Origin of the sequence: Vandammella animalimorsus (genome assembly GCF_002288875.1) — a bacterium.
In the GTDB taxonomy this organism is placed as follows: Bacteria; Pseudomonadota; Gammaproteobacteria; order Burkholderiales; family Burkholderiaceae_C; genus Lampropedia; species Lampropedia animalimorsus.
In genome coordinates this window covers 317,185-328,837 of sequence record NZ_NTBH01000003.1, presented here as the reverse complement: position 1 = coordinate 328,837, position 11,653 = coordinate 317,185, and the positions used below count along the sequence as shown (strand labels likewise).

The 11,653-nt window shown below is 65.3% G+C and carries 8 protein-coding genes; 7 read left to right on the top strand and 1 reads right to left on the bottom strand.

The annotated features are described in order from the left end of the window. Window positions 1-66: 66 nt before the first annotated feature. Window positions 67-2,118: a sigma-54-dependent Fis family transcriptional regulator gene (locus tag CLI93_RS06955; RefSeq protein ID WP_172424309.1), complete on the bottom strand. Its 2,052-nt coding sequence runs from the start codon at window positions 2,116-2,118 to the stop codon at window positions 67-69. A gap of 508 nt (window positions 2,119-2,626) precedes the next feature. Between CLI93_RS06955 and CLI93_RS06950 the strand changes: the two genes are divergently transcribed. The 7 genes from CLI93_RS06950 (at window position 2,627) to CLI93_RS06920 (ending at window position 11,605) form a co-directional block, all read left to right on the top strand. Then, window positions 2,627-4,780 (top strand): hydantoinase/oxoprolinase family protein, encoded by a 2,154-nt coding sequence (locus CLI93_RS06950; protein ID WP_095542953.1) that lies wholly within the window; start codon window positions 2,627-2,629, stop codon window positions 4,778-4,780. Between the two features lie 38 nt (window positions 4,781-4,818). Further along, window positions 4,819-7,137 (top strand): hydantoinase B/oxoprolinase family protein, encoded by a 2,319-nt coding sequence (locus tag CLI93_RS06945; RefSeq protein WP_095542911.1) that lies wholly within the window; start codon window positions 4,819-4,821, stop codon window positions 7,135-7,137. Between the two features lie 91 nt (window positions 7,138-7,228). Then, window positions 7,229-7,735 carry an acetone carboxylase subunit gamma gene (locus CLI93_RS06940; RefSeq protein ID WP_095542912.1) on the top strand — a complete coding sequence of 169 codons (507 nt, stop codon included), beginning with the start codon at window positions 7,229-7,231 and terminating at the stop codon, window positions 7,733-7,735. Between the two features lie 207 nt (window positions 7,736-7,942). Continuing rightward, the gene (locus tag CLI93_RS06935; protein WP_172424310.1) at window positions 7,943-8,914 is read left to right on the top strand and encodes a metal ABC transporter substrate-binding protein; all 972 of its coding nucleotides are present in this window, start codon (window positions 7,943-7,945) and stop codon (window positions 8,912-8,914) included. Beyond that, window positions 8,911-9,885, top strand: a complete 975-nt coding sequence (locus CLI93_RS06930; protein WP_238945876.1) for a manganese/iron ABC transporter ATP-binding protein — start codon at window positions 8,911-8,913, stop codon at window positions 9,883-9,885. The genes CLI93_RS06935 and CLI93_RS06930 overlap by 4 nt, the downstream gene beginning before the upstream one ends. Continuing rightward, window positions 9,882-10,775, top strand: a complete 894-nt coding sequence (locus CLI93_RS06925; protein WP_275249538.1) for a metal ABC transporter permease — start codon at window positions 9,882-9,884, stop codon at window positions 10,773-10,775. The genes CLI93_RS06930 and CLI93_RS06925 overlap by 4 nt, the downstream gene beginning before the upstream one ends. Further along, window positions 10,772-11,605, top strand: coding sequence for a metal ABC transporter permease (locus CLI93_RS06920; protein WP_095542913.1), 834 nt, complete (start codon window positions 10,772-10,774; stop codon window positions 11,603-11,605). The genes CLI93_RS06925 and CLI93_RS06920 overlap by 4 nt, the downstream gene beginning before the upstream one ends. The last annotated feature ends 48 nt before the right edge of the window (window positions 11,606-11,653 follow it).

The window sequence follows — 11,653 nt, the reverse complement described above, 5'->3', positions numbered from 1 at the left end:
AGTTTGTTGTGCAAGTATTTGTTTTAAAAAAGCGACGATTATTTTCACGGTGCTGGTGCAGGCTGATCAGCGCAGTTTGCGCAAACGGCTGTAGAGCGTGGAGCGCGCAATGCCCAGCTGGCGCGCTGCAGCCGAGAGGTTGCCTTGGCATTGGGCGATGACGCGCTGCATGGTCTGTATCTCCAGAGTTTGCAGATCGTCTGGCGGCGCAGCGGCCGGGCCGCCATGGGGTGCGCCGAGTATGGCCTGGCCCTGCGCGTCCGCACGGGCGGGCCAGGCTGACGCCAGCCCCGGCTCACAGCGCAAATCGGCTGCGTCGATCCAGCCGCTGCAGCCCTGCTGCGGGCTGCAAAGCAGCAGGTTTTCCACCGTGTTGCGCAGCTGGCGGATGTTGCCGGGCCAGCTCCAAGTCTGTAGCTGCTGCAGAGCCGCAGGCTTGAACTGCGGCAGGGCGCGCCTGGCTCTCTGGGCGCAAAGTTGTGCGAAATGGGCCACCAGCGCGGGGATGTCCTCGGCGCGTTCGCGCAAAGGCGGAATGCGCAGGCGCGTGACGGCAATGCGGTAGAACAGATCCTGGCGGAAGTGTCCAGCCTGGATTTGCGTCTCCAAGTCGCGGTTGGTCATGGCAATGAGTTGCACGTCCACGGCGCGGCCGCTGTGGCTGCCAATGCGCCAGACTTGCCGATCCTCCAGCACGCGCAGCAGGTAGGGTTGCAGGTTCAGCGGCATTTCGCCGATTTCATCCAGGCACAGCGTGCCGCCATGGGCGGCTTCGAGTTTGCCAGCGCGGCCCGTGGGCGCAGCGCCGGTGAAGGCGCCGCGCTCGTAGCCAAAGATTTCGCTGCCGATCAGCTCCTGCGGCAAGCCGCCACAGTTGACGGGCACGAAGGGCGACTGCTCGCCCCGGCTGGCGGCGTGGATGGCCTGGGCAAACAGCTCTTTTCCTGCGCCTGTCTCGCCTTCGATCAGCACCGGCAGGCCGGCCTGGGCGATTTGCACGGCCTGCTCAATGGCGCGGCGCAGCGCTGCACTGTGGCCCACCAGGGCATCGAAGGCTGGCGGGCGCTGCCAGATTGCTGGGGCGCAGCGCACAGCAGGGGCTGCGACGCTGGGCTGCAATGCAACAGCGCCGGCGGCGGACTCTGCCTCTGGCGCGGCAGCTTCCTGCAAGCCCGGCGGCTGGATGCGGCGCAGGCGCTGGGGCAGCGCAGCCCAGACGCCAATGGGCTCATGCCCGCTGTGCACGATGTGCCAATGCGCCTCGGGCCAGAGTGTGTGCAATGCCAACAGCCATTGCGCGGGCGGGGTGCGCGCCAACAGCGCCAGCCGCCCCTGGGCATCGGCGGCCAGCTGCGCTTGCATGGGCGTGTCGCGCAGTGCATGAGGCGCATTGCTGTGGATGAGCTGGCCCAGATGATCAAACGCGACGATGGCGCGGCCCTGCCAATGCATCAGTTGATCGAGCAGGTGCTGCAAGATGCACTGGTGCTGCTCTTGGCGCAGCTGGCGCAATTGGCCATGGATTTGCTGCGCCAGCACGGTGGCATAAGCCAGGCTGTTCTCATTGGCGAAGCTGGCTGCGCTGGAGATATCGACCACGCCCAGCAAACGCCCGCCATCGGGGTCGCGCACTGGCGCTGCGGCGCAACTCCAAGGCTGCACGTGCTGGCAGAAGTGCTCAAAGGCATGGATGCGCACTGGCGCATTGACGGCCAGCGCCGTGCCGATGGCATTGGTGCCGATGTCGCGCTCACGCCAGCAGCCGCCTTGTTGCAGGCCGATCTCCTGCCCCTGCAGCAAGGTTCGGCTGTCACCGGTGGCGCGCAACACTGCCCCTTGCATGTCAGAGAGGATGAGCATGGACTGGCTGCTGGCCAGCCATTTCTGCGCTTGCTTGAGCACCGGGTCGGCCACGCGCAGCAGTTCCGCGCTTTGCAATGAAAGCGCGCGCCTGGCCTGCAGATCCAGTACCTGGGTGCGGGCCGATTGCACTGGAGCCTGCTGTGCGCGCGAACGTCTCCACGACGCCAGCACCACGGGGCGCACTGCCGTGCTGATGGGGCCGTCGCTCATGAAGTCTTCCCACGCCGAGCGCACGCTGGTCTGGGGGTTGTGCATAGGGTTCTCCCGCTCAGAACACGGCTTTGGCGCTGGAATCTGAGCGCACAGGCCGCTGTAGCGGATGCATGGACTGCGTGCGCCCTCACCGTGTCTGGCTTTTTTGGCGGCCTGCCGCGGCCGCCTTTGCCTCTCTTGGCCCATCAGTCTGCCCAGCGGGCTGCGCGCGGGCAATGGGGTTTTCACCTGTCAGCCGACGCCGGCCCGGCTGCCGAAAGTGTCCGGAAACCGGACAGCTGTCTGGCGAAATCCGTACAGCAAGACATCCCCAGCCACGCCTCAGGCCAATCTGCGCGCCCTGCCCGCCATTGGGAGGGCCTGGGACTTTCCCTGAGCCGCGCAGCGGATGGCACAGCGCTTGCAGGTTCAACCGCAGCCACAGGCGCCGTGCGTTCCGCAAGGAGGGCCACGCCAACGGCCAACGATCTGCCAGCGGCCTGTCTGGCTGCGGCAGGTGGCGCCAGGCCAGGGCCTGGTGCGCTCCACCACTTCGCAATCAGGAGACAACATGAGCAAAACCGCCAATCCATCACGGCAGGTGCAGGTGCTGGGCATCGACGCCGGCGGCACCATGACCGATACCTTTTTCGTCGACAGCAAGGGCGAGTTCGTCGTGGGCAAGGCCCAGAGCACGCCGGACAACGAGGCGCGCGGGCTGATCGAGTCCAGCATCGACGCGCTGGGGCTGTGGGGCATGCAGCTGGAGAATGCGCTGCCGCAGTTGCAGACAGGCGTGTACTCAGGCACGGCCATGCTCAACCGCGTGGTGCAGCGCAAGGGGCTGAAGACCGGGCTGATCGTCAATGCGGGGTGTGAGGACTTTCACCGCATGGGCCGCGCCGTGCAGGCCTACCTGGGCTTTGCCTATGAGGACAGGCTGCACCTGAACACGCACTACTACGACGAGCCGCTGGTGCCCCGGCGCCTGACGCGCGGCGTGGTCGAGCGCGTGGACATGTTCGGCACGGTGGTGATCCCGCTCGATGAAGACAGCGCCCGCAAGGCCGCCAAGGAGCTGATCGAGCAGGAGGTGCAGGGCATCGTCATCAGCCTGCTGCACTCGTACAAGAACCCCGCGCACGAGCGGCGCGTGCGCGACATCGTGCAGGAGGAGGTGAAGAAAAGCGGCAAGAACATTCCGGTGTTCGCCTCCACCGACTACTACCCGGTGCGCAAGGAGTCGCACCGCACCAACACCACCATCCTGGAGGCGTTCGCGGCCGAGCCTTCGCGCCAGACGCTCAACAAGATCACCACCGCCTTCAAGGACAAGGGCTCGAAGTTCGACTTCCGCGTCATGGCCACGCACGGCGGCACGATTTCCTGGAAGGCCAAGGAGCTGGCGCGCACCATCGTCTCTGGCCCGATCGGCGGCGTGATTGGCGCCAAGTACCTGGGCGAGGTGCTGGGCTACAAGAACATCGCCTGCTCGGACATTGGCGGCACCTCGTTCGACGTGGCGCTGATCACGCAAGGCGAGATGACCATCAAGAACGACCCGGACATGGCGCGCCTGGTGCTGTCGCTGCCGCTGGTGGCCATGGATTCGGTGGGCGCGGGCGCGGGCAGCTTCATCCGCATCGATCCCTACACCAAGGCCATCAAGCTCGGGCCCGATTCGGCCGGCTACCGAGTGGGCGTGTGCTGGGCCGACAGCGGCATCGACACCATCACCGTGTCGGACTGCCACATGGTGCTGGGCTATCTGAACCCGGACAACTTCCTGGGCGGGGCGCTCAAGCTGGACAAGCAGCGCGCCTATGACGCCATCAAGAAGCAGCTGGCCGACCCGCTGGGCCTGAGCGTGGAGGACGCGGCCGCCGGCGTGATCGAGCTGCTCGACGCGGAGCTGCGTGATTACCTGCGCTCGATGATCTCGGGCAAGGGCTACAGCCCGGGCAGCTTCGTGTGTTTCTCCTACGGCGGCGCCGGCCCCGTGCACACCTATGGCTACACCGAAGGACTGGGCTTCGAGGATGTGATCGTGCCGGCCTGGGCGGCGGGATTCTCGGCCTTTGGCTGCGCGGCGGCGGACTTTGAATACCGCTACGACAAGAGCCTGGACATCAACCTGGCCACCGACGCCAGCGAGGCCGAGCGCATTGCAGCGGCCAAGACCTTGCAGGATGCCTGGGCCGAGCTGACCGAACGCGTGCTCGAAGAATTCAAGCTCAACGGCTACACGCCCGATCAGGTCGAGCTCACGCCCGGCTACCGCATGCAGTACCGCGGCCAGCTCAACGACCTGGAGATCGAGTCGCCCATCAAGAAGGCCGCCACCGAGAACGACTGGCTGGCGCTGGAGGAAGCCTTCAACGACACCTATGGCCGCGTGTATTCGGAGTCGGCGCGCTCGCCCGAGCTGGGCTACTCGGTCACCGGCGCCATCATGCGCGGCACCGTGCCCATTCCCAAGCCGCGCATCCCCAAGGAGGAGCTGGGCAGCGAGATTCCCGAGAAGAGCGCCTACCTGGGCACGCGCAAGTTCTATCGCAAGAAGAAGTGGGTGGATGCGCAGCTCTACAAGATGGAATCGCTCAAGCCCGGCAACCGCATCACCGGCCCGGCGGTGATCGAGTCCGACGCCACCACCTTCGTGGTGCCCGATGGCTTCGAGACCTGGCTGGACGGCCACCGCCTGTTCCACCTCAAGGAAGTCTGAACCCGCATCTGGACCGCATTCGACAAGGAGTTTTCACCATGACAAAGATCAAACCCAATGAAGCGATGCGCGGCATCGTGCGCGGCGGCGAAACCCTCAAACAGCACCGCGACCGCATCATGGCCGCCACCCGCAAGACCGGCCATTACGCCGGGCTGGAGCAAATGAGCCTGCGCGACAAGGAGCCCATCCTCTACAACAAGCTGTTCTCGCGCCTGCGCGCTGGCGTGGTCGATGCGCGCGAGACGGCCAAGAAGATTGCGGCTTCGCCCATCGTGGAGCAGGAAGGCGAGCTGTGCTTTACGCTCTACAACGCCGCTGGCGATTCGCTGCTGACCTCCACGGGCATCATCATCCACGTGGGCACCATGGGCGCGGCGATCAAGTACATGATCGAGAACGACTGGGAGTCCAACCCTGGCATCCAGGACAAGGACATCTTCTGCAACAACGACTCGCTGATCGGCAACGTCCACCCCTGCGACATCCACACCATCGTGCCCATCTTCTGGGAGGGCGAGCTGGTGGGCTGGGTCGGCGGCGTGACGCACGTGATCGACACGGGTTCGGTGGGGCCCGGCTCGATGTCCACCGGCCAGGTGCAGCGCTTCGGTGACGGCTATTCGATCACTTGCCGCAAGATCGGCGCCAACGACGAGCTGTTCCGCGATTGGCTGCACGAGAGCCAGCGGATGGTGCGCACCACGCGCTACTGGATGCTGGATGAGCGCACCCGCGTGGCCGGCTGCCACATGATCCGCAAGCTGGTCGAGGAGGTGATCGAGCAGGAAGGCATCGAGAACTACTGGAAGTTTGCCTACGAGGCGGTCGAGCATGGCCGCATCAGCCTGCAAAACCGCATCAAGGCCATGACGGTGCCCGGCACCTATCGCCAGGTCGGCTTCGTGGACGTGCCCTACAACCATGAAGACGTGCGCGTGCCCTCGGACTTCGCCAAGGTCGACACCATCATGCACTCGCCCTCGGAGATGACCATCCGCGCCGATGGCACTTGGAGGCTGGACTTCGAAGGCTCCAGCCGCTGGGGCTGGCACACCTACAACGCCCATCAGGTCAGCTTCACCTCAGGCATCTGGGTGATGATGACGCAGACGCTGATTCCGTCAGAGATGATCAACGACGGCGCGGCCTACGGCACCGAGTTCCGTCTGCCCAAGGGCACCTGGATGAACCCCGATGACCGGCGCGTGGCGTTCTCGTATGCCTGGCACTTCCTGGTCTCGACCTGGACTTCGCTGTGGCGCGGCCTGTCGCGTTCGTACTTCAGCCGTGGCTACCTGGAAGAAGTCAACGCCGGCAACGCCAACACCTCCAACTGGCTGCAGGGCGGGGGCTTCAACCAGTACAACGAAATCCACGCCGTCAACAGCTTCGAGTGCGCGGCCAACGGCATTGGCGCCTCGGCCTACGCCGATGGCCTGAGCCACGCCGCTGCCATCTGGAACCCCGAGGGCGATATGGGCGACATGGAGATCTGGGAGCTGGCCGAGCCGCTGGTCTACCTGGGCCGCCAGATCAAGGCTTCGTCGGGTGGTTCCGGCAAGTACCGCGGTGGTTGCGGCTGGGAGAGCCTGCGCCTGGTCTGGAATGCCAAGGACTGGACGATGTTCTTCATGGGCAATGGCAACATGAGCAGCGACTGGGGCCTGATGGGGGGCTTTCCGGCCGCGTCGGGCTACCGCTTCGAGGCGCATGACACCGGTCTCAAGCAAATCATTGCCGATGGCAAGCCCATCCCGCTGGGCGGCGACATCGATCCGGGCGAGCGCAGCTATGAAAAGCTCATCCCCGGCGCCAAGGTCAAGCGCGACAAGCAGGCCATCACCACCGAGGCCATGTTCAAGGACTACGACCTGTACCTGAACACCATGAAAGGCGGCCCAGGCTTTGGCGACCCGCTGGACCGTGACCCGCAGGCGGTGGTGGCCGATCTGGAGGGCGGCTACATCCTGCCGCGCTTTGCCGAGAGCATCTACGGCGTGATCGCCAAGGAAAACGCCGACGGCACCTGGAGCTGCGACGAAAAAGCCACCCAAGCCAAGCGCAAGGACATCCTCAAGCAGCGCCTGGCGCGCGCCGTGCCCACGCGCGAGTGGATGAAAACCGAGCGCGAAAAAATCCTCGCCAAGGATGCGGGCACGCAAGTGCAGCAGATGTACGCCTCGTCCTTCAAGCTCGGCCCGCGCTTTGAGGAGTCGTTCCGCAAGTTCTGGGACCTGCCCAAGGACTGGCAGCTGCGCGAGGAGGATATTGGCATCCCGCACTACGGCTCCACGCACCACATGGACATCTCCGAACTGCCGGACGTGCACATCGTGCAATTCGTGGAGGAATAAGCCTCGCCCGATGCGCAAGAGGCCGCTGCTGCCCTCATTCAGGGCGGCAGCCCATCCAACCCCATCAATTGGAAAAAGACAGGAGACCAACATGGCATACGAACGCGCCAAAATTGCCGACCTCATCGACGGCACCATCGACCGCGACACCCTTCACCAGATGCAGTCCACCCCCAAGGACCCGGAGCGCTTTGAGACCTACATCTCCATCCTGCAGGAGCGGGTGGACTGGGACGACAAAATCATCCTGCCGCTGGGCCCCAAGCTCTACGTCGTGCAGGAAAAAGGCAGCAATCGTTGGGTCATCAAATCCGAGGCCGGCCACGTGTTCTGCGACTGGAAGGAGAACTGGAAGCTGCACGCCGTGGTCTACGTGCGCGACACGCAAGACAAACTCGATGAGCTCTACCCCAAGCTCATGTCGCCCACGCAGGGCTGGCAGGTTATCCGCGAGTACTACTGCCCCAAGAGTGGCGCACTGCTGGACGTGGAAGCGCCCACACCGTGGTACCCGGTGATCCACGACTTCGAGCCCGACATCGAAGCCTTTTACTCCGAAACCCTGGGCCTGCCCGTGCCTGAGTGCAGCAACCCTTAAGGCGTGAGCGCAAGCGAGGCAGGCCATGTCCTGCCTCGCCGCCTCTGCATGCCCGCTGCCCATGCCGCGCGGCAGCCTCAAGCGGTATAGCGGCAGCTATATTAGAATGGATTAGCACTGGCTATACAGTGCCACAGCCAGCCACAAGCCAGCCATGCACAGCGCCGTTGTGCGCTTGTTTGTCCACCCCTTTCTCAAGAGCTGCCCATGTCTGAACCCCTTGCTCTCCCTGTCTTGCCCCGTGGCCTGCATGGCCTGTTGCAGCGCCTGCGCCGCATGCCCTGGCTGCTGGCTGCCCTGTTGCTGAGCTGCCTGTGCGCCAACAGCGTCGCGCTGGCGCAATCGGCGGCAACGCCAGGCAAGAAGCTCAAGGTCGTCACCACCTTCACCATCATTGCCGACATGGCCCGCAACGTCGCTGGCGATGCGGCCACGGTCGAATCCATCACCAAGCCAGGCGCGGAAATCCACGGTTATCAGCCCACACCGGGCGATCTGGTGCGGGCCCAAGGCGCGCAGCTGATTCTGTGGAACGGGCTGAACCTGGAGTCCTGGTTCGAGCGCTTCTACCAGCGCCTCGATGGCGTGCCCAGCGCCGTCGTCTCCAAGGGCGTGACGCCGATCGACATCGCCCAGGGCCCGTACGCTGGCAAGCCCAACCCGCACGCCTGGATGTCGCCAGCGGCAGCCATGGTCTATGTGGACAACATCCGCGATGCGCTGGTGCAGCACGACCCGGCCCATGCCGCCACTTACACGGCCAATGCCCAAGCCTACAAACAGCGCATCGAGGCGGCCATCGCCCCGATCCGCAGCACGCTGGAGCAGCTGCCTCAAGAACGCCGCTGGCTGGTCAGCAGCGAAGGCGCGTTCAGCTATCTGGCGCGCGATTTCGGTCTGCGCGAGCTGTACCTTTGGCCCATCAACGCCGATCAGCAGGGCACGCCACAGCAGGTGCGCCGCGTCATCGACGCCGTGCGCAAGCACAAGATCCCTGCCATCTTCAGCGAGAGCACCATCTCCCCAGCCCCTGCGCAGCAGGTGGCGCGCGAGGCCGGCATCCACTACGGCGGCGTGCTGTACGTGGACTCGCTGACCGAGGCCGACGGCCCGGTGCCCACTTACCTGGAGCTGCTGCGCGTGACCAGTGAAACCATTGCCAAGGGCCTGACGCCGTGAGCACGCAACGCCAGCCCATGCCTGCCGCCGAGACTGCAGCCGTTGCAACCGTTGCAGCGGCTGCGCCGGCCGCCGCTGCCGCGCCTGACAGCGGCATTGCCGTGCATGGGCTGCGCATCACCTACCGCAACGGCACCACAGCGCTGCACGATGCCAGCTTCGAGACCCCCACCGGCAGCATCACCGCGCTGGTGGGCGTGAACGGCAGCGGCAAATCCACGCTGTTCAAGGCCATCATGGGCTTTCTGCGCCCGGCGCAAGGCCAGGTGCGGGTGCTGGGCATGCCGGTGCAGCAGGCGCTGCGCCGCAACCTCATTGCCTACGTGCCGCAAAGCGAGGAGCTGGATTGGAACTTCCCGGTGCTGGTCGAGGACGTGGTGATGATGGGCCGCTATGGCCACATGGGCTTTTTGCGCCGCCCCAGCTCCGCCGATCGCGCTGCAGTGCATGAGGCACTTGCACGCGTGGATCTGTTGGCGCAGCGCAAGCGTCAGATCGGCGAGCTCTCCGGCGGGCAAAAAAAACGCGTCTTCCTGGCTAGGGCACTGGCCCAGCAGGCGCGCGTCATCCTGCTGGACGAGCCCTTCACCGGCGTGGATGTCAAAACCGAAGAGGCCATCATCGCGCTGCTGCGCACGCTGCAGCGCGAGGGCCGGGTGATGCTGGTGTCCACGCACAACCTGGGCAGCGTGCCCGAGTTCTGCGACCGCACCGTGCTCGTCAAAGGCACGGTGCTGGCCTCAGGCCCCACGGCCGAGGTTTTCACCCATGACAACCTGGCGCGTGCCTTTGGCGGCTTGTTGCGCCATTTCGATCTGCCGCAGGCGCACGGCAGCGGCAAAGGCGCCGTGGTCGGCATCATGACCGATGACGAGCGCCCGCTGGTGCTGCTCGATGGCCGCTCCAGCGTGCGCGGCAGGCCCCAGCCCGGTGGAGAAAGCCAGGCCAAGGCCCAGGAGCCGCAGCCATGAGCGACGCTGCCGGTCTGCTGCCACTGCTGCTCGAGCCCTTTGGCTACGCCTATATGCGCAACGCCATGCTGGTCACGACGCTGATCGGTGCGGTCTGCGCCTTTTTGTCCTGCTTTCTGATGCTCAAGGGCTGGTCGCTGATCGGCGACGCGCTTTCGCACGCCATCGTGCCCGGCGTGGCCGGCGCCTATCTGCTGGGCCTGCCTTTTTCACTGGGGGCGTTCTTCTCCGGCGCGCTGGCCGCTGGCGCCATGGTGCTGCTGCGCCAGCGCACAGCCCTCAAGGAGGACGTGGTCATCGGCCTGGTCTTCACACTGTTCTTCGGCCTGGGGCTGTTCATGATCTCACTCTGGCCCAGCCGCGTGGATCTGCAAAGCATTGCGCTGGGCAATGTGCTGGCCATCACCTGGGGCGATACCGTGCAGATTCTGCTCATCGGCTGCGTCACGCTGCTGGTGCTGCTGCTCAAGTGGAAGGACTGGATGCTGCTGTTCTTCGACGAGGGCCATGCGCGCAGCGTGGGCCTGCGCCCGGGGCCGCTCAAGCTGCTGTTCTTCGCGCTGCTGGCCGCCAGCAGCGTGGCCGCCATGCAGGCCGTGGGGGCGCTGCTGGTGATCGCGCTGATCGTCACCCCCGGCGCCACGGCCTACCTGCTCAGCGACCGCTTCGGCCGCGTCATCGCCATCGCCGTGGCGCTGGGCGCAGGCAGCAGCCTGGCCGGGGCCTACGCCAGCTATTTCCTCGACGGCGCCACCGGCGCGGTCATCGTGCTGCTGCAAACGGCACTGTTCCTGCTGGCCTTCGTCTTTGCACCCAAGCACGGCCTGCTGGCCGCCCATCAGCGCAGACAAGGCCCGCCGCCCGGCGCGCTGCAAGAGGGCCAGCCATGACGCTGGAGCTGTTGCTGCAGCCGCTGCAGTTTGATTTCATGCGCCAGGCGCTGCTGATCGCGGCCATCGTCGCCGTGCCCACGGCGCTGCTGTCCTGCCTACTGGTCGTCAAGGGCTGGGCGCTGCTGGGCGATGCCATCGCCCACGCTGTCTTCCCTGGCGTGGTGCTGGCCTACCTATTGGGCCTGCCGCTGGCCGCCGGGGCCTTTGCCGCCGGGCTGTTCTGCGCCTCCGCCACGGGCTACGTACACCGCAACAGCCGCATCAAGCAGGACACGGTCATGGGCGTGGTGTTCTCCGGCCTGTTCGCTTTGGGCCTGCTGCTGCACGGCTGGGTGCGCAGCAACGTGCACCTGGAGCACATCCTGTTTGGCGACCCGCTGGGCGTACTGCCTGCCGACCTGTGGCAGGCGGCCGCTATTGCCCTGGGCATCAGTGCTTGGATGGCACTGAAATGGCGCGACCTGCTGCTGCATGCCTTCGATCCAGTGCAGGCGCACACCATGGGCCTGCGTTGCACGCTGCTGCACTACAGCCTGCTGATGGCCGTCTCACTGGCCGTGGTGGCCAGCCTCAAGGCCGTGGGGCTGGTGCTGGCCATTGCGCTACTGATTGCGCCGGGCGCCACCGCCTTGCTGCTGGTGCGCACCTTTGGCCGCATGCTGTTGCTGGCCTGCGCCATCGCCGTGGCAGCCGCACTGCTGGGCGTGTACCTGAGCTTCTTGCTCGACAGCGCCCCTGCGCCTACCATCGTGCTTTTGCTGGGAATCTTCTTCCTCATTGCGCTGGGCTTTTCAGCCTGGCGAGGTGAGCGCAAGCAGCGAGCCTGAGAGCCTGTCCATGCATGCACGCAGGCTTCCAAGAGACCTCAAGCCCTG